Source organism: Lentzea nigeriaca, assembly GCF_016907955.1.
GTDB classification, from domain to species: domain Bacteria; phylum Actinomycetota; class Actinomycetes; order Mycobacteriales; family Pseudonocardiaceae; genus Lentzea; species Lentzea nigeriaca.
The window spans coordinates 168,504-189,525 of sequence record NZ_JAFBCX010000013.1; the positions used below are offsets into that span (position 1 = coordinate 168,504).

Consider the following 21,022-nt stretch of genomic DNA (forward strand, 5'->3'; position numbering starts at 1 on the left):
GCATTTAGAACCACCTCCGGTCGGGTATCCCCTGGCCGGAGGTGGTTTCCCATGCCTGTTGTCGTGGTCGGGTTCGACGGCTCCGACCTCGCCCGCCAAGCCGTTCTGTGGGGCGCCGAGGAGGCTTCCCGCTCCGGCGCGGCCCTCCAGGTCGTCCAGGCCGTCCGCGCGCCTCTGCCGGAGCCCGTCTTCACCCCGATGACCACACCGGTGCCGGAGTTCGTCACCGAGGAGACGATGAGGCGCTCCGCCGAGGACCACCTCGCCGAGATCGCCGCCGAGATCAGGCGAAGCTGGCCGAACCTGCGGGTGTCCACGCGCGTGGGCCTGGGCCGCCCGGTCGACGTGCTGGCGATGGAGGACGGCGAGCTGCTGGTGCTCGGCTCGTCCGGCCGCACCGGCATCGCCGAGATGTTCCTCGGCTCCACCGCCGCCGAACTGGTGTCGATCGGCGGACGCCCGGTCGTCGTGACGCGTTCCGGCCCGCTGGACGGCCGCGTGGTCGTCGGCGTCGACGGCTCCGATACCTCGACCGACGCGATCGACTTCGCGTTCGCCTTCGCGTCCCGTCACGGCCGCGAGCTCCTGGCCATCCACGCGTGGAACGACGTCGGCTGGGCCGAGCTGCCCGAGCAGGACTGGGACCACGTCCGCGTCGACCTCGCCAAGCTCCTGGAGGACCAGCTCGCCGACCAACGCGCACAGCACCCCGAGGTGCACGTCGCGCAGGAAGTCGCATTCGACGCACCCGCGCGCGCGTTGCTCCAAGCGGCCGACGGCGCCGCCCTCGTCGTCGTGGGCAGCCACGGCCGCGGCGCGGTGAAGCGTGCAATTCTGGGTTCGGTGAGCCACGCTGTGCTGCACCACGCGCCGTGCCCGGTCGCCGTGGTCCATCGGAGGTGACGCGAAATGCGCGGGTTAGCGGCCGTGCTGTTGTGCCTGATGCTGGCTTCGTGCGCCGGTCAACAGCCACCGCCCCAGGCCCCTGCGTCCAGCTCACCGACCAGTGACACGTCCACACCGAGCATCCCGGCGCCCTTGCCACCGTCGTCCGCGCCGATCACGACTCCATCGCGCGCGCTGGAGCCGGGCATCACCGTGCGGGGCACGGTGTCGTCGGGTGTCGAAGCCGGCTGCCTGGTCCTGGACACCGGCACCGCGCAGTACCTGCTGCTCGGCGCCGACCCCGCGATCGCGGTGGCCGGTGCCGAGGTGGAGGTGACGGGACGGGCCGAGCCGGGCGCGATGACCACGTGCCAGCAGGGCACGCCGTTCCAGGTGACGAAGACCCAGCGCGTCGGCGGCTGAGATCCTTCAGCTCCGGACGAGTCGCCCCTGGATCCGACCTCGTACGTGCCGCCTGAGTACTTCACGGCCCGGACAGTCCGCTCATCCCCATGCCACGTGCTCTACGGCGGCGAGTTCCAGAACGAGTTCATCTACCGCCAGCCCAAGACCAGGGTCGGGGTCGCGCTGGACACCGGACGCCGGTCGGGCCTGGTGGGACCAGCGAGACCAGCTCCCGGATCTCTGACTCAGCCGAGGGCCTCGCGGAGGAACGCGGTCGCCTGGTTGATCGCGGCCTCGGCGGCGTGCGTGCCGCGCAACGCGTTCAGCATCACGAAGTCGTGGATCGCGCCCGCGTACCGGACGGCGGTGACGGGCACGCCCGCCTCGCGCAGCTTGTCGGCGTAGGCCTCGCCCTCGTCGCGCAGCACGTCGGCCTCTGCCGTGATCACCAGCGCCTGCGGGAGACCGGCCAGCTGGTCCTTGGTGGCACGCAACGGAGAGGCGGTGATCTCGGCGCGTTCCGCCGGGTTCGTCGTGTACTGGTCCCAGAACCACTGCATGGCGTCGCGGCGCAGGAAGTAGCCCTCGGCGAACTGGAGGTACGAGTCGGTGTCGAAGGACGCGTCGGTCACCGGATAGAAGAGGACCTGGGCCTTCAGCGAGACGTCGCCACGTTCCTTGGCCTGCAACGTCAACGCCGCCGCCATGTTGCCGCCGACCGAGTCGCCGGCGACCGCGATGCGCGTCGCGTCGAGGCCGTAGTCGGCGCCGTTGCTCAGGATCCACTGTGCAGCGGCGTAGTTCTGGTTGATCGCGACCGGGTAGCGGGCCTCGGGCGAGAGCGAGTAGTCCGGGAAGACGACCGCGGCACCGGCGCCGACGGCGAGTTCGCGGACGAGGCGGTCGTGGGTGTGGGCGTTGCCGAAAACCCAGCCCGCGCCGTGGATGTAGAGGACGACCGGCAGCACACCGGTGGCACCGGCGGGTTTCACCACGCGGACCTTGAAGCCGTCGAGCTCGACCCATTGCTCGTCGATCTCGGGCTTGTCGACGACACCCGACTGGACCTCGTCGACGGCCTTGCGCCCCTCGGCGGGCGGGATCTCGAACAGGAACGGCGGCTGGGCGGTGGCGGCGGCGAACTCGGCGGCGGCGGGCTCGAGAACTGGGCGCTTCATGACTGCTCCTTTACGTCGGATGCCATAAAGCTAGCGCGCGATTAAATCGCGCACAACGTAATCACGGCCTCACCGAGGACGGGAATAGATCCGCGGTCGAGCGGACCGCCGCGACGGCAACGTCCAGACAGGACAAGAAGTCCTGGCCCGTGCCGATCCAGCGCTCGACCGCCTCCTGCAGGCAGATCGCGACCAGCCGCGCCACGAGGCGGGCCTCCCCCGCTGCCGCGCCACGGTCCACCAGCGCGTCACACAAGGCAGCCGTGATCGCGGCATGCTTGGTGCGCTCACGCTCCCGCAGCTCGGGACTCGACTCGATCACGGCCAGCCGCTCGGGCGACCGGTCGACGCGGGTCACGAGCGCGGCACCGACCCTGCGGGCGGCGTCGAGGGCGATGGCCGGCACGGACTGCTCGGCCGAGTCGCGCACCGCCTCGGCGATCGCCGGGGGCAGCAGTTCGGCACCGGCGAACAGGACCTCGCGCTTGTCCGGGAAGTACCGGAAGTAGGAGCGACGGGTGATCCCCGCACGCTCGGCGATCTGCGCCACCGTCACGTTGTCGTAGCCGTGTTCGGTGAACAGCTCCAGCGCCGCTCGCCTGAGTCGATCTTCGGTTCCCGGATCCCACCTGGCCACAGCACACCCTAGCAAAGTGATGTCTCAGTGTGCCGTCACCGTGCTAACGTCAGTGATGACACACTGAGACATCACTGCGGGAGTACACCATGAGCATCTGGGTCCTCGGCGCCACCGGCCGCGTCGGCAGCGCCGTCACCGCGCGCCTGCTCGACCGGGGCGACGACGTCGTGCTGGTGGGCAGGGAAAGCGGGCGCCTTCGCGAGATGGCCGCGAACACCGGCCTGCCAGTGATCATCGCCGACACGGCCGAGCGCATCGCGGCGGCGATCGAGCGGGAACGACCGGCCGTCGTCATCAACACCATCGGCAACTACGCCGAGTCCGCGACGGTGATCGCTCGCGCCTGCCTGCGCGGAGGCGGTCACTACCTCGACCAGGCCGCGGACCTGACCGCCGTGCCCCGGCTGCTCGACCTGCACGACGAGGCCGCGGCGGCGGGCAGCACCCTCGTCACCGGCGCCGGTTTCGGTGTCCTCGCGACGGAAGCCGTCGTGGCGGCGCTGTGCGAGGGCCGTCCGGTTCCCGCCGAAGTGCGGGTGGACGCCCTGGCGTCGGTGGCCGTGGACGACGGCCTGCTGGGCACCGCCCTCGCCGCCTCGATCATCGACGTGCTGGTCACCGGCGGCCGTCGGTACCGCAACGGCAGGCTCGTGAGGTCACGCCTCGGCGCAGGCGCGCAGCTGATCACCCTGCCCGACGGCGAGCAGGCAGCGTCCTCCGAGGCACCCTCGGCCGAACTGCTGGCCGCTCGGCGCGCGAGCGGCGCTCCGGACGTCACCGCCACCACCGCGATGATGCCTGCCTCGCCCGTGGTACGTGCCGTGCTGCCGCTCACCGGACGGCTGCTGAGGCTGGAACCGTTGCGCCGCTTCGCGATCCGCCGGTTGGCCGGCACACAGGTCAAGGCCGCGCCGAGGCCCAGGACGCACTCGTGGGGCCACGCCGTGGTCACTTGGCCGGACGGCACGAGCCGGGAGGGATGGCTGCGGACCGGTGAGGCCATGGACTTCACCGCTGCGGTGGCCACCGAGATCGCGGCACGGCTTGCCAGGGGCGAAGGCAAACCCGGCGCGCACACGCCCGCGGCCGCCTTCGGCCCCGATCTCGCCACCGCGGCGGGCGGCCGGATCATCACCCGACCGTGAACGCCGCCGTCGCGCCCGTGAAGCCGGTGATCTTGCCGGTCCAGCCGGACTTCTCGTCGCCGTGGTGCACGATCCGGTACGTGCCCGCGGGCGTGTCGGCCGGGATCTGCCAGGTGATCGTGGCATTCGAGAACGCGATGCCGACCCGTTCCCACTTGTAGCGCGTGGACCAGTCACCGTCGTCGGCCACGCGCGTCCACTGACCGTTCACCTGCCGCTGCACCTCCAGGAAGGTGTGGTTGCGGTGCAGATTGTTCTTCGGGTGCCCGGTGACGAATACGGCCGTCACGGTCTCACCGCGCGTGTAGGACGACTTGGGCGCGGACAGGACGTCCCCGTACTTCTTGTCGGCCGGCTTGTCGTCGAGGACGACACCGGTCTGCAGGTTGATGTCGGTGAACGGCGGCTTGCCCGGCGCCGGATCGGCGGGCAGCGGCGTGCCGTTCCTCATCGACGCGGCCAGCTTGCCGAACTCCTGCTGGTACGCGGGCGTGGTGTTGCGGCCAAACAGCGTGGAGCCGCCCTCGTACTGCTGCGAGTCGTACTCCTCCGGCGTTGTGACGTACTGGCTGTAGTCGTTGGCGTAGCCCTGGATCAGCACGTTCTGCACTGGCACGCCGAGCTCGCCGGCGACGGCCCTGCGGATGCGCAGACCCGCGGTGATCGTCACCTCACCCGGGACGGCGACGAGGTGCAACTGTCCAATGCGGACGATCTGCAGCGGCAGCACGTTCGGCGTCGCGGCGACCAGACCCGTTGGCACCAAGGAGGCCTTCGGGTACTGGCACGACTTCAGCCACTCGGGCACCTCGATGTCGAGCGGCTCGAACAGCTTCTTCAACGGTGACTGCATGCCCTCGGAGAAGCCGGGGATCGCCGGGCCGTCCTCGACGCTGCCCGCGAACGTCGAGGCGCCGACGACTCCGGGGCACGTGGTGCCGGGCTGACCGGTGGTGGTGAAGCGGCCCTCGACCTGCACGGCCGACATGTCCACGAACCGCATGCGGTAGTCGACGCCGCCGTTCACGGCCTGCTGCGGGCCGTTGTAGATCTCCTGCGCCTTGCGGTTCTGGCGCTCACCGATGATGCGGGTGTTCTCCCACTCGTTCTCGGTGGGGCCGGAACCGGGCTTGAGGTTGAGGTTCGGCGACATGTCGCCCGCGTTGGTGTTCGGGAACGCCGCCACGAAGCCCGCGGTGTTGTCCAGGTACCGCACGCCCTTCTCGTCGTGCTCCCATTGGTAGGCCGCGTAACCCTTGTTGTCGGGGCTGATCAGCGTGTTGGCGTTGGTCACCGACGTGTTGTGGGTGGCGAACCAGCTGATCGCGCCGACGTCGTTGCCGGACTGCCTGAACTTCAGCACGGTCATCTGCGGGTCGATGCCCTGCGGGAAGAAACCCTTGTCCGGGTTGAGGTCGAACGCGACGCGCGACCGGTTGACGCTGGCGTTCGTCAGCTCGCCGAACCCGAGGCTGATCGAGCCCGGCTTGAGGTCCTCGTGCGCCTCGACGATCGACTCGGTGATGCCGTCGACCACGGCCTCGAGTGCCTGCGGCTGCATACCGAGGATCGAGAGGTTGTAGGCGAGGTTGTGCGAGTAGCCGCCGGGGCCGCTGTGCGTGTGCGTGGCGGACAGCAGCAGGTTCTCGCGTGTGTAGGTGGTGCCGTACTTGGCCTGCAGCTTGGCGAGCACCCCCTCCTGGACCGCGCGGAAGATCATCGCGAGGTCGGCGTTGACGTACGCGACGCGCTTGTTCGTGGCCCGGTCGACCACGACGTACGCCCGCGACCGCAGCCGCTGGGCGATGCCCGTCGTCTTCTGGTCGAACTTGGAGTAGCCCATCATGCCGTTCTCGGCGGCCGGGCCGGTGACGTCCGAGATGCCCCTGCCGACCAGGTACGGCTCGGGTTCCGCCCACGCGAACGGCCCACTGACCAGCACGGCTCCTGCCAAAGCGGCGACGACCGTCATGACTGCGGTGCGCATGGACACCCCACTAAGTGAAGGGGATTCACATTTCGCGCTGAACGGTAGGTGATCCAGGCCACTCAGAGCAAGTGACTGCCAGTGCATTGGTGGTCACGACGAGCAAGATTCCCGCCCAATGGTGCAGTGCGAGCTGCTCCCCCAGCAGCAACAGCCCCGCGAGCGCGGCGAGCACCGGGTGCACGCTCATCGCCAGCCCGAAGAACCGCGGCGGCACCCGCCGGAGCGCGATCACGTCGGCCGCGTAGGGCACCACGCTGCAGAAGACCCCGGCGCCGACCGCGTAGAGCACCGCCGTTCCGGTCAGCCGGCCTTCCACCACCAGCAAGACCGCGACCGGGACGTAGAGCAGCGCGGACACGCTCGTCGCCGCCGCCGGCGCCTGCAGGCCGGGCAACCGGCGGCCGACCACGCGGTTGAGCAGGATGTACGCGGCCCAGCACATCGCGGCGAGCAGCCCGGCGCCGATGCCGAGGTAGTCGCTGCTCGGCCCCGGCAGCACCAGCACGTAGACACCGACGGCCGCGATCAGCACGAACAGGACGTCCTTCTTCGTGCGCGAGCCGCCCAGCGCGACCGCGAGCGGCCCGAGCACCTCCAGCGTGACCGCGAGCCCCAGCCCGATCCGGTCGACCGCCGTGTAGAGGGTGAGGTTCATGGTGGCGAACACCAGACCGAGCGCGATCGTCGGCCACCACTGCGCCCACGTGAATCTTCGCGGGTCGGGCCGGGCGACGGGCAGCAACACCGCCGCGGCCACGAACTGCCGCACCGCCACGACACCGGCCGGGCCGATCGCGGCGAACGCGTGAGCGCCCACCGCGGCACCGAGCTGGCTGCTGGCCGCGCTCGCCGTCATCGTCGCGAATCCACGGAGGCTCTTCATGCGCCCAGCCTGCGGTGTCGGCGTTGATACGAGAAATGCATGAGCCGATCTGGCTATACGCTGGACGCATGGATCTGCGGCAGCTGCGGGCGTTCGTCGCGGTGGTCGACGCGGGCACGTTCACCGACGCGGCAAGGGAACTCGACCTCACCCAGGCGTCGGTGTCACGAGCCGTCGCCGCGCTGGAAGCCTCGTTGGGCGTACGACTCCTGCAACGGTCGACGCGACACGTGGCCCTGACGGTGACCGGCACGCAGGTGCTCGCCGGCGCGCGGCGGGTGCTGGACGAGGTCGCGCACCTGTACCGGATCGCATCGGCCACGCAGACCGAGCTCCGCATCGGTTACGCCTGGTCGGCGCTGGGCAAGCACACCCGGCGCGTCCAGAAGGCCTGGGCCGCGACGCATCCCGGCCTGCCGCTGGTGTTCGTCCAGTCGAACTCGCTCACCGCGGGCCTCGCCGAGGGCACCGCCGACGTCGCGGTCGTGCGCAGGGCCCTCGACGACCCGCGCTTCGAAACGGCGTTGCTCGGCACCGAACGCCGCTACGGCGTCGTCGCGACGGACAACCCGTTGGCGCGCAAGCGTTCCTTGTCCTTGGCCGACTTCTCGCGGTACGGCATCGCGGTCGACGACCGGACCGGGACGACCACTTTGGACCTCTGGAAACCGGGCGCCGCACCCGCGGTCGTGCGCAACACCCACGGCGTCGACGAATGGCTGACGCTGATCGCGGCGGGCCAGGCCGTCGGCATGACGTCCGAGGCCACCGCGAGCCTGAACCCGCGCCCCGGCGTGGCCTACCGCGCGGTGAAGGACGCGCCGCCGATCGCGGTGTGGCTCGCGTGGTGGAAGGACGACCCGCCGCGGTATGTGAACGACCTGATCACGCTGGCGTGCGACGCTTATCGCGCGTGACGATCTCCTGCACCACCGCGATCAACGCCCTGGCCGCCGCGGTCGGGGCGCGGTCGGCAGGCCGAGCGAGTCCAAGCGGCCACCTCAGATCCGCTCCGGTGACTTTCAGGGTCGTCACTCCTTGGGCGTTCCCGAGGATGTAGTTCGGAAGGAGCGCGACGCCGAGGCCGTGCCGGACGTAGTCGACACCGGTGAAGATGTCCGCCATCTCCAGGGTCACCCGTCTCGGCACCGCGGCCTGCGCGAACGCCCGGTCCACCACGGCCCGGTTGCCGTAGCCCACCGGCGAGTCGATGAAGTCCAGTCCAGCGAGATCACCTATGGACACTTCTTCTTTGGTGGCCAACGGATGGTTCTTTGGCACGACCAGGTCCATTGTGGAGTGCGCGAGCTCGTCGAGGACGATCCCGGCGGGCGCCTCGCCCGGCAGCGACACGAAGGCGAGGTCGAGCCTGCGGTCCAGCAACTGCTCGACGAGGCCCTGCGAACCCGAGGTGGCGGCACTCGTGCGCACCAGCACACCGGGATGCCTGCGGTGGAACTCGCCGAGCAGCGCCGGCAGGTCGATCAGGGTCATCGCGGTGAGCGTGCCGAGCTTGACCGTGCCTCTCAGTCCGCCCTTGACCTGGGCCACCGCGTCCTTCGCCGCGGTGACGGCGTCCAGCGCGGCCTGGGCCTTCGGCAGGAGCGCCTCGCCGGCGTCGGTCAGCAGGACCCGTTTGGAGTTGCGGTCCAGCAGGGTGGCGCCGAGCTCGCGTTCGAGCGTCTTGATGGCGGCCGAGACGGCGGACTGGACGACGTGCACGCGGGCGGCGGCTCGGGTGAAGGTGCCTTCCTCGGCGACCGCGACGAAGTACTCCAGCTGACGGAGGTCCACACGTGCAAGTATCTCAGAAAGTGATGATCACTAGCGTCAACTTTCGTTGGACGTGATGATCGCGGGCGCGGAAGGTGAGGGCATGTCCCTGGACCTCACTCCGCTGATCGATACCACCGCGCCCACCAGCACCACCGCACCCGTCACCACCACGGTCGCCATGACCATGACGGCACCCAACACCCGCACCCGCACGGCCAACAGGACACAGGCCACCTCCAGCAGGCGCCACGGCGTCGGTTTCTGGGTCGTCGCCGCCACCTTTCTCGTCGCGATGGCCTACTCGACCGTCCCGTCTCCGCTCTTCCCCCTCTACGTGGCCCGCGAAGGCTTCTCCACCTTCGCCATCACGGTCGTGTTCGCGGCGTTCGCGGTGGGCGTGGTCATCAGCCTCGTCCTGGCTGGCCACGTCTCGGACTGGCTGGGCCGCAAGGCGATCCTCCTGCCCGCCCTCGGCCTGGAGATCGTGTCCGCGCTGCTGTTCCTCAGCAGCACGGCACTGCCCGTCCTGATCCTGGCCCGCGTGGTCAACGGCCTCGGCGTCGGCATGATCGCCGCCACCGCCACCGCGTACCTGCACGACCTGCACACCCGCCACCGTCCCGGCGCCTCCTCGCAGCGCTTCGAGATCGTCTCGACCGCCGCGAACATCGGCGGACTGGGCGTCGGCGCGCTGCTCGCCGGGGTGCTGGCGCAGTACGCGTCCTCGCCGTTGAGCACCCCCTACGTCGTGCTGGCCGTGCTGCTCGTCGTGAGCGTCATCGCCGTGGCGTTGACCCCGGAAACGGTTACGCGCCAACAGGTCCGCTACCATCCACAACGGATCAGCGCAGGCCATCTCGTCGCCGGAATGGGCGCGTTCTCGGCGTTCGCGGTGTTCGGCGTCTTCACGTCCGTTTCGCCGGGCTTCGTGGCGGGCGAGCTGCACCACCCGTCGCGGACGCTGGCCGGGCTCGTCGTCTTCATCGTGTTCGGTGGCGCTGCCCTCGCCCAGACCCTCACGAGCGGACTGCCGGTGCCCGTTCAGCGCACGGTCGGCCTTGGCGCGCAGGCGATCGGTGTGCTGCTGGTCGTCGCGGGCATGGACGCGGCCGGCTTCCCGCTGTTCCTCGTCGGCGGCGCGATCGCCGGGGTCGGCGCGGGCGTGCAGTTCAAGGCGGCCATCGGGGCCGTGGTGAGGATGGCGGCCCCCGAGAAGCGCGGCGAGGCGTTGGCAGGCCTGTTCTTCATCGCCTACCTCGGGCTGAGCTTGCCGTCGCTGTCGATCGGGCTCGCCACGCGGTACTTCGCTGCGACGACCGTGATGACGTGGTTCGCCGCCATCCTGCTCATGCTCCTGGCGGGTGTAGCTGTGCTAGCCGCTCCACGGCGGTCCTGACGTACCGGTCCTGGCCCGAGTCGATGCCGTACAGCCCGGAGTCGACCGGCGCCATCCGGACGCGTTCCTCGATGTAGCGCCGCATGCCCGGCCAGACGAGCCCGCCGTGGCGCGCGTAGGCGTCGACCAGCGAGTCGAGCCGCCCGAACTGCTTGACGAGGCGGCGGAAGTCGGCGGCCGGGTCGCCCACCAGCGAGTCGGTCCAGTCGATCACGCCGGAGAGCTTTCCGTCGACCACCAACGTGTTCGCCGGACTGATGTCCGTGTGCGCGACGACCGACCGCGGCGGCCACGTCGAGTCGTCGTCGAGCCACCCCTGCCAGTAGCGCCACAGTTCGTCGGACAACCCGAGCTCACCCCGCGACCGGTGGATCTTGCGGGCGATGGTGGAACGGATCTCGCCTGGCAGACGCACCTCGACACCGGTCCGCGCGGCGTCCTCCATCGGGATGGCGTCAGCGCGGCGAGAAACCGTGCGACGTCGGAGAAGTACTCGTCGCCCGGATCGTCCGGGTGTTCCCCCGGAAGAGCGCGGTAGACGGCGATGTCCGCGATGTCCGGACGCCAGCGCGGCACCGGAACCGGCACGCGATCCGCCACCAGGTCGAGCAACGCGCGCTCGGGGCCCATGCGCCGCAGCACCCATCCTCGCCGTGGCTGCCGCAGGATCCACGCGGCACCATCGGCGTCCAGGGCGTGCAGCACCAGGAAGTCGCCACCGGAATCGACCAGCGCACCGGGCAGAAGGCCCATCGCGTCGGCGATCTGAGGGAGATCAGTCAATGTGCACCTTGACCGGGTGCCGCACGTCCTGTGAGCACAGGAAGACGTTCAGATTTCCCTCGCTCCCGAACACCCACTCGACGTTGTCGCCGGACGGCTCGTACGTGCCGAGCGAGAGGGTCTGGCGCTGCACCGCGGAGCACTCCGGGCACACGAACGTCAGCGGGCCGGAGGCGTGCCACGCGGTCCAGCCGCCGATCTTCGTACCTTCCGAGGTCGTCGGCAGGTCCCGCAGTTCCTCCGGACGCTCGTACGCGTGCGGGTACTCGGTGTACCGGATCGGCTCGAGGACGTTGACCGTGGGGACGTAGAACTCCTCCTGCTCCGAGGGCTCCGGTTCCTCCTCGATCAGCTCGAACACCCTCGTGGAGTCACGCCACACCAGCCGCACGTCCGGGCCGTAGGCGTCGGGGACCTCGTGGTCGAGGGTGCACAGGAACACCTGGAGCACATCCGTGCCGTCAGGAAACGGCAACTCCGGGAAGTCGCGCCGATACAGCTGCAGAGCGCCGACGAACGGCTCACCGTCGCCGTCGCAGTGCGGCCACGGCTCGTCGATCGGCCACAGCATCGGGCCGCCGATGTGGCTGTCGGCGTCCGTCGGATCGCCTTCCAGCGGGTTCAGCAGCACCGCGGGCCTCGCCCAGTCCTGCTCGCCCATCAGTCGATGCGCAGCTTGATCGGATGCCGGACGTCCTCCGTGCACGCGAACACGTTCAATGCGCCCTCCCTGCCGAACTCCCACCCGACGACCGCCTGTTCGGCGATCTCGCAGGAGCACAGCTCCTTCTCGGGTTCCTCGTGGGTGTAAAGAGCTAGCAGAAGGCGCCGGTCGGCTCCGCAGGAGGGGCATCCCAGGCCGAAGGGCGAGGTCTGGCACCAGAAGGCCCAGCCGCCGACCTTGCTGCCGTTCGCGACCGGCGGCCAGTCCCCCCGCGCCTACAGGCTGTTCGTCGCCCATCGGGTACTCGACGATCCGGCACGGGTGCAGCACGCACGGCCGGGTGCGGTACTGCGGCTCGAACAGCGCCGGTTCGGGAACGTCAGCGAGAACGTCCGTGACGGCCGACGAACGCCAGAAGAGCTGCACGCACGGTCCGAGGTGGTCGGTCTCATCATCGGTGTGCTCCAACGGGCACATGAGGACCTGGAGCGCATCGGTGCCGTCGGGGAAAGGGAGCTCCCCCCATGATCGACACGAGAAACGGGCCAGTGGTGTGCGGCGGAATGTTGCCGGTGAACTTGCGGTCAGAAGCGTGGGGGCTGTGCCGCGAGGTGCCCTGCCGAGCGTGAATCACCTCGCCGACGTTCCGAGTCGCACCACTGGCTCCCGGCCCCGCGAACGGGGCCGGGAGCAGCGAAATCAGTCCGTTCCCGACTCGATCGCCGCGGCGTCGAGCAGCGCGTCGGCCGCCGACACCTCACCGCGCGAGGCGATGGCCTCGGCGCCGCCGTCCGGAACCTCGCCGATCAGCTTCGTCGGCTCGGCCTGGGCCGAGATGAGCGCCGACTGGCGGGTGCCGACCATGCCGAGGCTCGCGAAGAGCTCCAGCTTGGCGCGCGAGTCCGCGATGTCGAGGTTGCGCATGGTCAGCTGGCCGATGCGGTCGACGGGGCCGAACGCCGAGTCCTCGGTGCGCTCCATCGACAGCTTGTCCGGGTGGTAGCTGAACGCCGGGCCGGACGTGTCGAGGATCGAGTAGTCGTCGCCGCGCCGCAGCCGCAGCGTGACCTCACCGGTGACCGCGGAGCCGACCCAGCGCTGCAGCGACTCGCGCATCATCAGCGCCTGCGGGTCGAGCCAGCGGCCCTCGTACAGCAACCGGCCGAGCTTGCGGCCCTCGTTGTGGTAGGCGGCGACGGTGTCCTCGTTGTGGATCGCATTCACGAGGCGGTCGTAGGCGATGTAGAGCAACGCCATGCCGGGCGCCTCGTAGATGCCGCGGCTCTTGGCCTCGATGATCCGGTTCTCGATCTGGTCGGACATGCCCAGACCGTGGCGGCCGCCGATGGCGTTGGCCTCCAGCACGAGGTCGACGGCGCTGCCGAACTCCTTGCCGTTGATCGTGACCGGGCGGCCCTGGTCGAAGCCGATCGTCACGTCCTCGGTCGCGATCTCGACCGACGGGTCCCAGAACTTCACGCCCATGATCGGCTCGACGATCTCGATGCCCTCGTTGAGCAGCTCGAGCGACTTGGCCTCGTGCGTCGCGCCCCAGATGTTCGCGTCGGTCGAGTACGCCTTCTCGGTGCTGGCGCGGTAGGGAAGGCCGCGCTCCAGCAGCCACTCGGACATCTCCTTGCGGCCGCCGAGCTCGGTCACGAACGCGGCGTCGAGCCACGGCTTGTAGATCCGCAGCGACGGGTTCGCGAGCAGGCCGTAGCGGTAGAACCGCTCGATGTCGTTGCCCTTGTAGGTGGAGCCGTCGCCCCAGATCTGGACGTCGTCGTCGAGCATGGCGCGCACGAGCATCGTGCCCGTGACCGCGCGCCCGAGCGGGGTGGTGTTGAAGTACGCGCGGCCACCGGAGCGGATGTGAAACGCGCCGCACGCGAGCGCGGCGAGACCCTCCTCGACGAGAGCCGACCGGCAGTCCACGAGGCGCGCGATCTCGGCACCGTACGTGCCGGCGCGGCCGGGAACCGTGTCGATCTCAGGCTCGTCGTACTGACCGATGTCCGCGGTGTACGTGCACGGCACCGCGCCCTTCTCACGCATCCACGCGACCGCGACAGAGGTGTCGAGACCACCGGAGAAGGCGATGCCGACGCGTTCGCCGGCGGGAAGTGAAGTGAGCACCTTGGACACGTAGAGAATTATGCACGACGATGTATGAGCATGCACGCCGGGGTGCCTGTTAGTTGTGACTCAGCGGGCACCCTGCCGCACCTCGCGGTGCGCCGCCATCCGGACGGGGGCGTTGACGACGCCGAACCCGCGGTAGCCACCGACGCGCTGCACCACCTCGAAGAACACCCTCGCCCGCTCGGCAGGCGGACCGGTGCGCGCCGGTGGGCCGGGCGGGTAGAACTGGTTGAGCGCGACCAGACCGTTCCCCAGCGAGCCCACCACCAGCCGGACCTCGCCGTGTCCTCGGGCAGGAGCCGTTCGACGCTCTCGGCGTCCCTCCCGTGGTAGGCGATCGCGAGCCGCAGACCGATCGCCCGGCTCCGGTTTTCTGCTCCGGCGAGGCGAACCATTACTGGTGCTGCGCGGTTCTGGGAACCACACCTCGCAGCGTGCCGGTCATCGGCTGTTTCCGCTCAGCCGCAGCGTCTAGGCAAAGATTCGGCAAACCGGCTAGACGTGAACAGCGTTCATGTACCACCTTCTGCCTCGCAAGCCTCACCGCACCCTGCTCACGGAATAGAGGCCACTGTTGAGGAAGTTCCTGCCCGCGCTGACCGGCGCGCTCCTGATCACCGCCCTGCTCCCCGGCGTCGCACTCGCCGATCCGCCGCAGGCCATCCCCGCCAGCTTCGCGGCGGAGGACGGCAAGTGGCAGCCGGCGTTCGACTACGACGGCGACGGCTGCTACCCGACCCCGGCGATCTCGCCGACCGGTCAGGTGGCGACGGGCCTGAAGAACTCGGGCGCGCTCAACGGCCAGTGCCACGACCGTTCCGACCTGGACAACACCAACTCCTACAGCCGCTCCAAGTGCAACAACAGCTGGTGCGCCTACCTGTACGACCTGTACTTCGAGAAGGACCAGGCCGTGCCGGGCTGGGACTGCTGCGGCCACCGCCACGACATCGAGCACGTGATCATCTGGGTGCAGAACGACGTGGCGCAGTACGTCTCGACGTCCGCGCACGGCAAGTACAGCACCTACTCACGCGACAAAGTGGCATGGGAAGGCACCCACGCCAAGATCATCTACCACAAGGACGGCGCCAGCACGCACTGCTTCCGCCTCGCGGGCTTCAACGAGGTCGCCGAAAACCACTACGGGGTCTACCAGTACCCCGGCCTGGTGAGCTGGGACCGTTTCCCTGCCGGGGTGCGCGACATCCTGGTGAACGCGAACTTCGGCAAAGCATCGCTGGCGATCAAGGACAGCGCGTTCAGCCACAACCTCGGCATCGCCAAGCCCGCCGGGATCCCGTTCGACCCCAACGCCTGAGGCTCACTTGGCCACGCGGTCGAGCCATTCGGCCAGGAGGGCCCGTTCCGCCGGAGACAGCATCAGGGGCGGGTCCTCCTCCAGCGCCGCCTTCAACGCGATCGCGCGGCTCGGGATGTCCGTCGGCTCGTCCGGCGAGGCGTCCGTCGTGATCGCCCTGATCACCTGCTCGCGCGAGAACGTGATCAGCTCCAGGTCGCGTTCGGGTTCCGGTGTCGCGATCAGCGACAGAACGACCCCCGTGCCCGCGGCGTGCACGAACTGCGCGGCCTGCTCGACCGGCACCGTCAACCGGCCCACCGCCGCGATGCGGCTGATGATCTCGCGAAGCATGGCGTCCGCCTCCAGCCGCGCCTCGCGCTTGCGCGGCTCGCCGTACATCAGCAGGTAGAACGCGGGCCGCGCGAGGCCGAACCCGATGTGCAGCTCCCACCCGCGACGCAGGTCGTCGACCGGGTTGTCGCTCGCGCCCATCGCGTGCTTGGTCGCGAGGTAGTCGGCGAAACCGTAGGCCGCGACGGCATCCAGCAGACCGTCCTTGTCCCCGAACAGCCGGTACAGCGTGGGCGCCTGCACACCCGCCGCCGACGCCACCGCGCGCGTGGAGACAGCCTCCTTGCCGCCCTCGATCAGCAGCTCGGCCGCGGCCTTCACCAACCGCTCTCTCGTGTCCATGTAACGACGATAACACATCAGAGGTAGCGCTGATTCGATATCAGTGCTACGTTGATTGCGTTAACGACGGAAACAGCAGCTAGGAGCACTGTTATGACACGCGTTGCGATCGTCACCGGTGGATCGAGGGGTATCGGGCGGGCCGCCGCCGAGCGACTCGCGGCGGACGGCCTGGCCGTCGTCATCGTCTACGCCGGCAACAAGGTCGAAGCCGACAAGGCGGTCGAGGAGATCAAGGCCGCCGGCGGCCAGGCCATCGCCGCCCAGGCGGACGTGGCCGACGAGGTGGCTCTCGGCGCCGCGTTCGACCTGGCTGCGGAGACGTTCGGCGGCGTGGACGTCGTCGTGAACTCCGCGGGCATCATGCCGTTGGGCACGGTCTCGGACATGGACCTCGAAGTCTTCGACCGCATCATGCGCACCAACGCCCGTGGCACGTTCGTCGTGTCCCAGCAGGCGGCCCGGAAGCTGCGCGACGGCGGCGCCATCATCAACATCTCGTCATCGGTCGTGGGCCTGCGTTTCCCGCAGTACGGCGCCTACGCCATGTCGAAGGGCGGCGTCGAGGCGCTCACCCTGGTCCTCGCCCGCGAGCTGCGCGGCCGTGACATCACCGTGAACGCCATCGCCCCCGGCCCCACCGCCACCGCCCTGTTCCTGGAGGGCAAGGACGAGGCGACGATCGACAACCTCGCGAAGCAGGCCCCGCTGGAGCGAATCGGCTCCCCGGAGGACATCGCCGAGGTCGTCTCCTTCCTGGCGGGGCCGGCCCGCTGGATCAACGGTCAGGTCGTTCGTGCGAACGGAGGCATCATCTGATGGGCAAGGTCATCGTCGTCACGGGAGCGTCCAGCGGCTTCGGAGCGCTGGCGGTGCGCGCGCTCGCCCGCGCGGGCCACACCGTCTACGCGGGCATGAGGCAAACAGCGGGCCGCAACGCACCGGCGGTCGCCGAGTTGGGCGCTTTCGGTGCCGAGAACGGGGCCGACGTGCACGCCGTCGAGCTCGACGTGCAGTCGCAGGACTCGGCCGACGCGGCCATCGAGCTGATCATCGCCGAGCAAGGCCGCCTGGACGTCGTCGTGCACAACGCGGGACACATGGTCACCGGCCCGGCCGAGGCCTTCACACCGGAGCAGTACGCGGCCCTGTACGACGTGAACGTCCTCGGCACGCAACGGGTCAACCGCGCCGCACTGCCGCACCTGCGGCGTCAGCGATCCGGCCACGTCGTGTGGGTGGGTTCCTCGTCGACGCGCGGCGGCACTCCCCCGTACCTGGCCCCGTACTTCGCGGCCAAGGCGGCGATGGACGCGGTCGCCGTGTCGTACCGCGCCGAGCTGCTCCGGTTCGGCATCGAGACCACGATCGTCGTGCCGGGCGCGTTCACCCACGGCACCAACCACTTCACCCACAGCGGCTCGCCCGCCGACACCGACGTGGCGTCCGCCTACGAGGAGTTCTACCCCGGCCTGATGGACCAGGTCGGCGCTCGCCTGGCCGAGCTGGAGCCGCCGTGGGCCTCCGTGTCGGCCGTCGCCGACGCGATCGTGTCCGCGGTCGACACCGCGAAACCGCCGTTCCGCGTGCACGTCGACCCGTCCGACGACGGTGCCGAGGTCGTGAACATGGTGGCGGACCGGGTGCGCAGCGAGTTCCTGCGCCGGGTGGAGCTGGCCGACCTGATCTGACTTAGGCCCGGTTCAGGAGCGCGGAGACGGTGACGAAGCGGAAACCGCGCTCCTTGAGCTTGGTGATGATCGGCTTGAGCGCCTGCCGGGTCTGATCCCTGGACTGGTACATGGGGTGCAGCAGGATGATCGAGCCGGGCTTGGTCTTCTCGAGCGTCTCCTGCTCGATCTGTTGTGCGGTGGGCGTGCCTTCGGAGTCCGGTTCCACGTCCCACATGATCGTCTTGCGGTGGTGCTCGCTGAGGTAGTGCGGCAACGAGAAGAGCTTCCTGCCGTGGGGCGGCCGGAAGTGGATGTCGCCCTGGTAGCCGGTTTTCCTGATCTGGGCGTCGGTGTCCTCGACCTCTTTGGCGACGGTACTGGGCAACACGCCGACCATCCGCGGGTGGTTGTAGGTGTGGTTGCCGATCTCGTGGCCGGCTTGCGCGATCTTCCTGCCCAGGTCGGGGTGCTTCTCGAGGTCACGGCCCATCAGGAAGAACGTGGCCTGGACCTGGTTTTCGGCGAGGGTGTCGAGCACCTGCTGGGTGCCTGCCGGGTCCGGGCCGTCGTCGAAGGTCAGCGCCACGATCTTCTCGTGGGTGTCGACCCGGTGGACGAGCTCACCGAAGAACTGGAAGGTGCGGGCGCTGCTGATGTTCCAGAGTGTTGCCGCGGCCACGAGCACCACGACGAGACTGACTGCGGCGATAATCGTCGGCTTGCGGCGCAACCACTTCATGCGCCCACTATGGCCAACACCGCTTTCCCGACGCGCAGCACCCCGTCATCGAGCGGCACGCACCGCATGCCGCCCTTCCCACGCAACGCCTTGAACGCCCCCGGCGCGACCGCGACGTCCATCCACGCACACGGGTGAGCGGGCCGGTGCGCCTCGAACCGCACCGGCCCCTCCCCGCTGTCCAAAGTGAACACGGTGCCGCGAGCCAGCGAGCCGACGTCGAACCCGCGCACCATGACATTCCGCCGTGCCGCCAACGGGACCATGGAACCTGGAGCGTCGCCCGGTCGCCCACAGCGGAGATGAAGCGGCTCCGGGCCCGCATCCGTGAACTGATCACCCCTTTCGAGGACCAGGTGCGGCTGTACCCGACTGACAGCCGCACCTTCGCCGAGCGCTACATCATCGGAGCACGCACCGTCGAAGAACGACGGAACGCAAATCACCAGGGCCGAAGCAGCGTCCAACCCGAACGGGTCCGGCTACATCGTCAAGATCGCGTTCAATAGCGCAGCGTGCTCGTCACCGCCTGCACCGACGACGACAGGCATGTCGAGGATGAACTCGTTGAGCTGAAACGCTGTTCGATGAAGCCATGGCGCGCAAGCGGCATGGGGATGTCTTCGCACGTGCTGACATGCCAGCTCAAGGGGTACGCCAGCATGTACTGGCTGGCGCGCGCAAGCATGCTGTCTCCGCAGCTCGCAACACCTCCGAGCCGCTCGATGTGTCGATGTATCTCACCGCGCGCTTCCCGACTTGGGTGCACGCAAGTGCTGTGAGACCTTGCGTCAGTACTGAAGGGGACGACCTCCGGACCAACCGAACCATCGATCGATCGCTACGTGGACCGTCACTAGCGGGTTCTCCCTGGCAGAGTAGTCCTTGCCGAGGAAGTGCCTCGAGAGTCGATCGATGTCGGCGAGTCCCTCATCAGGCTTGATCGACACGACGTGTCCCTGGACAGAGACATGCGTACCGAAATCATCCGCTCCAAGCACAGTCAGCGACACATGGCCGTTATTCTGCAGGTGCTTCAGGCGGGCGCGGTCGGCGTTCATGCACAGCATGAGACGTCCATCATCTTCGATGAGGTACCAGGTCGCTACCGATACGGGGCGGCCCTTCGCAGTGACCGTCGCCATGACGGCAGGGTTCGGCTTACGGAGAAAGGCCAGGGCGGCTTCTGGCAACGGAGCATCAGACACAGATCCATTGTGCCAGGATGCGGATCCCGTCACGCGACACCCTCCGCCTGATCAAATCGCAGACGACCACTGCCGTAGCGATCTACCAACTGCGCTACCACGAGCATCGGCTTTACCAGTCCCGCGACCAGATACCGCGACGTACCCATGCAACGCCAGAGCCTGTCCGACGACCAGATCGACAATGCCGAACGCCTCTACGAACAGGGCTGGCCACTCGCCCGCACCGGCAACCATGTGGACGTCACCGCCGACACAGTGCGCAAACGCCTCCTCGAACGCGGCATCACCATGCGCGACACCCAAGGACGTCCCGCCCCGAGGCACCAACCGACGCAGGTGAATCTCGATGACCCGCTCGATCATCCAGCCGTCAACCCGACCAGGTCCGGACATCACACCCGTCGTGCACGCCGCCACCATCATTGTGTACGCTCGTCAACCACGGCCACGCGGCACCAAGGTCTCCATCAAACCCTGTTTCGTCCGGCATGACGAACGGCTGACCTGGCGGATCTCCGCCTTTCTGCCAGCAGCGAACCATACGCTCGCCCTCAACGCGGTGCTGCAAGACGATGCACACCGGGTACTGGTTGTCCGCCGCTACGCACAACTACGAGACAGATAGGGCAGGTCTTGATAATCAGGTGTCAGCCTGCATGGGAGTTCACCAGCTTGCGCAGCTTGTCTGATGTGGACTGGTGCGGGCGCAGCCGGTAAGAGGGGCCGTCGATGGCCACGACGGTGGCGTGGCGCATGAGCCTGTCGAGCATCGCGGCGACGACGGTGGCGTCACCGAAGGCTGTTGCCCAGTCAGCAATTCCGACGTTCGTGGCGAGGATCGTGGAGCTCTTCAGATAGCGCTGGCTGATCACCTGGAACAGGGCTGAGGCGCCGTCGCAGGGCAGCGGCAGATAGTCCAGCTCGTCGATCACGAGCAGTTCGGGTCCGGCGCAGAACCGCATGCAGGTTGCCCCGGCGGCCCTCGACCGCGGCCTGGTGACACCGCGTTGCGAGATCGGCGCCGCGGGCGAGTGCGCTGGCAAGCATGGTCTTGCCGACTCCGGGTGTTCGATGGTCGTTGCCGAGGTCGTGCCCCAAGCCGCCAGTTGCGCACAACGACACCTGCGTCGGTCCGTCAAACGCCACTGTGTTGGCCGTGCGCGGGAGCTTTCCGGCATCGGCGTTGTCGAGCAGCTGTTGTGCGGGAGTCCGCTCCTGCCATCAGGGTTTGTTCGGCGAGGCCGAGCAGGTGGGACGGAATGCCGGGCAACTTCTGCAGGACCCGCACCACCCTGAGGTCAAATCTGCGCGCTCCGCCGGCTTCGATACGGGTGATCGCGGACTTCCACAGCCGAGCCATCGCGGCGAGTTCTGCTTGCTTCAGGCGCGCGCGGCGTACCACGGCCACGATGGCACCAGGCGCGTCGTGCTCGACCGCCTCTCGCACATCGGCGGACGTCCACAACTCCGGTGGGAGTGTGGGGCAGTTTCTGAGCTACCGGGGGAACCTCAGGTA

Annotated in this window: 24 protein-coding genes and 2 pseudogenes; 10 read left to right on the plus strand and 16 right to left on the minus strand. The window is 68.7% G+C overall.

Features of this window, described 5'->3' with window-relative positions; translation table 11 throughout:
• Positions 1-51: 51 nt before the first annotated feature.
• A complete protein-coding gene (locus tag JOD27_RS34200) occupies positions 52-903 on the plus strand; it encodes a universal stress protein (protein WP_204766455.1) in 852 nt (283 codons plus the stop codon).
• Between the two features lie 6 nt (positions 904-909).
• A complete protein-coding gene (locus tag JOD27_RS34205; RefSeq protein ID WP_204766456.1) occupies positions 910-1,308 on the plus strand; it encodes a hypothetical protein in 399 nt (132 codons plus the stop codon).
• A 227-nt stretch (positions 1,309-1,535) separates the two neighbouring features.
• Here the strand turns inward: JOD27_RS34205 and JOD27_RS34210 are convergent, their stop codons facing one another.
• Positions 1,536-2,468, minus strand: coding sequence for an alpha/beta hydrolase (locus JOD27_RS34210; RefSeq protein ID WP_204766457.1), 933 nt, complete (start codon positions 2,466-2,468; stop codon positions 1,536-1,538).
• Positions 2,469-2,529: 61 nt separating this feature from the next.
• A complete protein-coding gene (locus tag JOD27_RS34215; protein ID WP_204766458.1) occupies positions 2,530-3,105 on the minus strand; it encodes a TetR/AcrR family transcriptional regulator in 576 nt (191 codons plus the stop codon).
• 89 nt (positions 3,106-3,194) lie between these two features.
• Here JOD27_RS34215 and JOD27_RS34220 point away from each other — a divergent pair, with 89 nt between their 5' ends.
• Entirely contained in the window at positions 3,195-4,253 is a 1,059-nt protein-coding gene (locus JOD27_RS34220) for a saccharopine dehydrogenase NADP-binding domain-containing protein (RefSeq protein ID WP_204766459.1), read from the plus strand.
• On the opposite strand, the gene JOD27_RS34225 is transcribed toward JOD27_RS34220, so the two are convergent.
• Complete coding sequence (locus JOD27_RS34225; protein WP_204766460.1) at positions 4,240-6,240, minus strand: neutral/alkaline ceramidase; 2,001 nt, start codon at positions 6,238-6,240, stop codon at positions 4,240-4,242. The two genes, JOD27_RS34220 and JOD27_RS34225, sit on opposite strands and share 14 nt — an antisense overlap.
• Before the next feature lie 25 nt (positions 6,241-6,265).
• Positions 6,266-7,126 (minus strand): EamA family transporter, encoded by an 861-nt coding sequence (locus JOD27_RS34230; protein ID WP_239570164.1) that lies wholly within the window; start codon positions 7,124-7,126, stop codon positions 6,266-6,268.
• A 68-nt stretch (positions 7,127-7,194) separates the two neighbouring features.
• Between JOD27_RS34230 and JOD27_RS34235 the strand changes: the two genes are divergently transcribed.
• The gene (locus JOD27_RS34235) at positions 7,195-8,043 is read left to right on the plus strand and encodes a LysR family transcriptional regulator (RefSeq protein ID WP_204766461.1); all 849 of its coding nucleotides are present in this window, start codon (positions 7,195-7,197) and stop codon (positions 8,041-8,043) included.
• Here JOD27_RS34235 and JOD27_RS34240 read toward each other — a convergent pair.
• Positions 8,012-8,920 carry a LysR family transcriptional regulator gene (locus JOD27_RS34240; protein WP_204766462.1) on the minus strand — a complete coding sequence of 303 codons (909 nt, stop codon included), beginning with the start codon at positions 8,918-8,920 and terminating at the stop codon, positions 8,012-8,014. The two genes, JOD27_RS34235 and JOD27_RS34240, sit on opposite strands and share 32 nt — an antisense overlap.
• Before the next feature lie 82 nt (positions 8,921-9,002).
• On the opposite strand from JOD27_RS34240, the gene JOD27_RS34245 reads away from it, so the two are divergent.
• Positions 9,003-10,298: an MFS transporter gene (locus JOD27_RS34245; RefSeq protein ID WP_204766463.1), complete on the plus strand. Its 1,296-nt coding sequence runs from the start codon at positions 9,003-9,005 to the stop codon at positions 10,296-10,298.
• Here JOD27_RS34245 and JOD27_RS46255 read toward each other — a convergent pair.
• From JOD27_RS46255 to JOD27_RS34255, 3 genes and pseudogenes are all read right to left on the minus strand, one after another.
• Entirely contained in the window at positions 10,249-10,743 is a 495-nt protein-coding gene (locus tag JOD27_RS46255) for a phosphotransferase (protein ID WP_275591872.1), read from the minus strand. The genes JOD27_RS34245 and JOD27_RS46255 overlap by 50 nt on opposite strands.
• A gap of 23 nt (positions 10,744-10,766) precedes the next feature.
• Positions 10,767-11,051, minus strand: a pseudogene (locus JOD27_RS47280) (phosphotransferase); the annotation flags it as partial.
• A 22-nt stretch (positions 11,052-11,073) separates the two neighbouring features.
• Entirely contained in the window at positions 11,074-11,742 is a 669-nt protein-coding gene (locus tag JOD27_RS34255; RefSeq protein ID WP_204766465.1) for a YwqG family protein, read from the minus strand.
• A 240-nt stretch (positions 11,743-11,982) separates the two neighbouring features.
• Here JOD27_RS34255 and JOD27_RS34260 point away from each other — a divergent pair, with 240 nt between their 5' ends.
• Positions 11,983-12,273, plus strand: coding sequence for a hypothetical protein (locus tag JOD27_RS34260; protein ID WP_204766466.1), 291 nt, complete (start codon positions 11,983-11,985; stop codon positions 12,271-12,273).
• Positions 12,274-12,444: 171 nt separating this feature from the next.
• Here the strand turns inward: JOD27_RS34260 and argG are convergent, their stop codons facing one another.
• The gene (gene argG / locus JOD27_RS34265; protein WP_204766467.1) at positions 12,445-13,890 is read right to left on the minus strand and encodes an argininosuccinate synthase; all 1,446 of its coding nucleotides are present in this window, start codon (positions 13,888-13,890) and stop codon (positions 12,445-12,447) included.
• 60 nt (positions 13,891-13,950) lie between these two features.
• A pseudogene (locus JOD27_RS47400) lies at positions 13,951-14,064 on the minus strand (VOC family protein); the annotation flags it as partial.
• Between the two features lie 397 nt (positions 14,065-14,461).
• Here JOD27_RS47400 and JOD27_RS34275 point away from each other — a divergent pair.
• The gene (locus JOD27_RS34275) at positions 14,462-15,208 is read left to right on the plus strand and encodes an NPP1 family protein (protein ID WP_204766468.1); all 747 of its coding nucleotides are present in this window, start codon (positions 14,462-14,464) and stop codon (positions 15,206-15,208) included.
• Positions 15,209-15,211: 3 nt separating this feature from the next.
• On the opposite strand, the gene JOD27_RS34280 is transcribed toward JOD27_RS34275, so the two are convergent.
• Positions 15,212-15,883, minus strand: a complete 672-nt coding sequence (locus JOD27_RS34280; protein ID WP_204766469.1) for a TetR/AcrR family transcriptional regulator — start codon at positions 15,881-15,883, stop codon at positions 15,212-15,214.
• 93 nt (positions 15,884-15,976) lie between these two features.
• Between JOD27_RS34280 and JOD27_RS34285 the strand changes: the two genes are divergently transcribed.
• Together JOD27_RS34285 and JOD27_RS34290 are read left to right on the plus strand one after the other, a co-directional pair.
• Entirely contained in the window at positions 15,977-16,702 is a 726-nt protein-coding gene (locus tag JOD27_RS34285) for an SDR family oxidoreductase (protein ID WP_204766470.1), read from the plus strand.
• Complete coding sequence (locus tag JOD27_RS34290) at positions 16,702-17,574, plus strand: SDR family NAD(P)-dependent oxidoreductase (protein ID WP_204766471.1); 873 nt, start codon at positions 16,702-16,704, stop codon at positions 17,572-17,574. Before JOD27_RS34285 ends, JOD27_RS34290 begins: the two co-directional genes overlap by 1 nt.
• A gap of 1 nt (position 17,575) precedes the next feature.
• Here the strand turns inward: JOD27_RS34290 and JOD27_RS34295 are convergent, their stop codons facing one another.
• The 4 genes from JOD27_RS34295 to JOD27_RS34310 all read right to left on the minus strand — a co-directional run bounded on the left by JOD27_RS34295 (position 17,576) and on the right by JOD27_RS34310 (position 19,503).
• Positions 17,576-18,295 (minus strand): polysaccharide deacetylase family protein, encoded by a 720-nt coding sequence (locus tag JOD27_RS34295; RefSeq protein ID WP_204766472.1) that lies wholly within the window; start codon positions 18,293-18,295, stop codon positions 17,576-17,578.
• Entirely contained in the window at positions 18,292-18,561 is a 270-nt protein-coding gene (locus JOD27_RS34300; RefSeq protein WP_239570167.1) for a hypothetical protein, read from the minus strand. The genes JOD27_RS34295 and JOD27_RS34300 overlap by 4 nt, the downstream gene beginning before the upstream one ends.
• A gap of 236 nt (positions 18,562-18,797) precedes the next feature.
• Complete coding sequence (locus JOD27_RS34305; RefSeq protein ID WP_204766473.1) at positions 18,798-18,983, minus strand: hypothetical protein; 186 nt, start codon at positions 18,981-18,983, stop codon at positions 18,798-18,800.
• Positions 18,984-19,086: 103 nt separating this feature from the next.
• Positions 19,087-19,503 carry a pyridoxamine 5'-phosphate oxidase family protein gene (locus JOD27_RS34310; RefSeq protein ID WP_204766474.1) on the minus strand — a complete coding sequence of 139 codons (417 nt, stop codon included), beginning with the start codon at positions 19,501-19,503 and terminating at the stop codon, positions 19,087-19,089.
• Between the two features lie 147 nt (positions 19,504-19,650).
• Between JOD27_RS34310 and JOD27_RS45415 the strand changes: the two genes are divergently transcribed.
• Positions 19,651-19,998 carry a hypothetical protein gene (locus JOD27_RS45415; RefSeq protein ID WP_239570171.1) on the plus strand — a complete coding sequence of 116 codons (348 nt, stop codon included), beginning with the start codon at positions 19,651-19,653 and terminating at the stop codon, positions 19,996-19,998.
• Between the two features lie 155 nt (positions 19,999-20,153).
• On the opposite strand, the gene JOD27_RS34325 is transcribed toward JOD27_RS45415, so the two are convergent.
• A complete protein-coding gene (locus tag JOD27_RS34325; protein ID WP_307830489.1) occupies positions 20,154-20,438 on the minus strand; it encodes an ATP-binding protein in 285 nt (94 codons plus the stop codon).
• Positions 20,439-21,022 lie beyond the last annotated feature (584 nt).

Coding starts and splice junctions, on each gene's coding strand:
- JOD27_RS34200 (WP_204766455.1), top strand. CDS start 52: ATGCCTGTTGTCGTGGTCGGGTTCGACGGCTCCGACCTCGCCCGCCAA.
- JOD27_RS34205 (WP_204766456.1), top strand. CDS start 910: ATGCGCGGGTTAGCGGCCGTGCTGTTGTGCCTGATGCTGGCTTCGTGC.
- JOD27_RS34210 (WP_204766457.1), bottom strand. CDS start 2,468: ATGAAGCGCCCAGTTCTCGAGCCCGCCGCCGCCGAGTTCGCCGCCGCC.
- JOD27_RS34220 (WP_204766459.1), top strand. CDS start 3,195: ATGAGCATCTGGGTCCTCGGCGCCACCGGCCGCGTCGGCAGCGCCGTC.
- JOD27_RS34225 (WP_204766460.1), bottom strand. CDS start 6,240: ATGCGCACCGCAGTCATGACGGTCGTCGCCGCTTTGGCAGGAGCCGTG.
- JOD27_RS34230 (WP_239570164.1), bottom strand. CDS start 7,126: ATGAAGAGCCTCCGTGGATTCGCGACGATGACGGCGAGCGCGGCCAGC.
- JOD27_RS34235 (WP_204766461.1), top strand. CDS start 7,195: ATGGATCTGCGGCAGCTGCGGGCGTTCGTCGCGGTGGTCGACGCGGGC.
- JOD27_RS34245 (WP_204766463.1), top strand. CDS start 9,003: ATGTCCCTGGACCTCACTCCGCTGATCGATACCACCGCGCCCACCAGC.
- JOD27_RS46255 (WP_275591872.1), bottom strand. CDS start 10,743: ATGGAGGACGCCGCGCGGACCGGTGTCGAGGTGCGTCTGCCAGGCGAG.
- JOD27_RS34255 (WP_204766465.1), bottom strand. CDS start 11,742: ATGGGCGAGCAGGACTGGGCGAGGCCCGCGGTGCTGCTGAACCCGCTG.
- JOD27_RS34280 (WP_204766469.1), bottom strand. CDS start 15,883: ATGGACACGAGAGAGCGGTTGGTGAAGGCCGCGGCCGAGCTGCTGATC.
- JOD27_RS34285 (WP_204766470.1), top strand. CDS start 15,977: ATGACACGCGTTGCGATCGTCACCGGTGGATCGAGGGGTATCGGGCGG.
- JOD27_RS34290 (WP_204766471.1), top strand. CDS start 16,702: ATGGGCAAGGTCATCGTCGTCACGGGAGCGTCCAGCGGCTTCGGAGCG.
- JOD27_RS34295 (WP_204766472.1), bottom strand. CDS start 18,295: ATGAAGTGGTTGCGCCGCAAGCCGACGATTATCGCCGCAGTCAGTCTC.
- JOD27_RS34300 (WP_239570167.1), bottom strand. CDS start 18,561: ATGGTCCCGTTGGCGGCACGGCGGAATGTCATGGTGCGCGGGTTCGAC.
- JOD27_RS34305 (WP_204766473.1), bottom strand. CDS start 18,983: ATGCTTGCGCGCGCCAGCCAGTACATGCTGGCGTACCCCTTGAGCTGG.
- JOD27_RS45415 (WP_239570171.1), top strand. CDS start 19,651: ATGCAACGCCAGAGCCTGTCCGACGACCAGATCGACAATGCCGAACGC.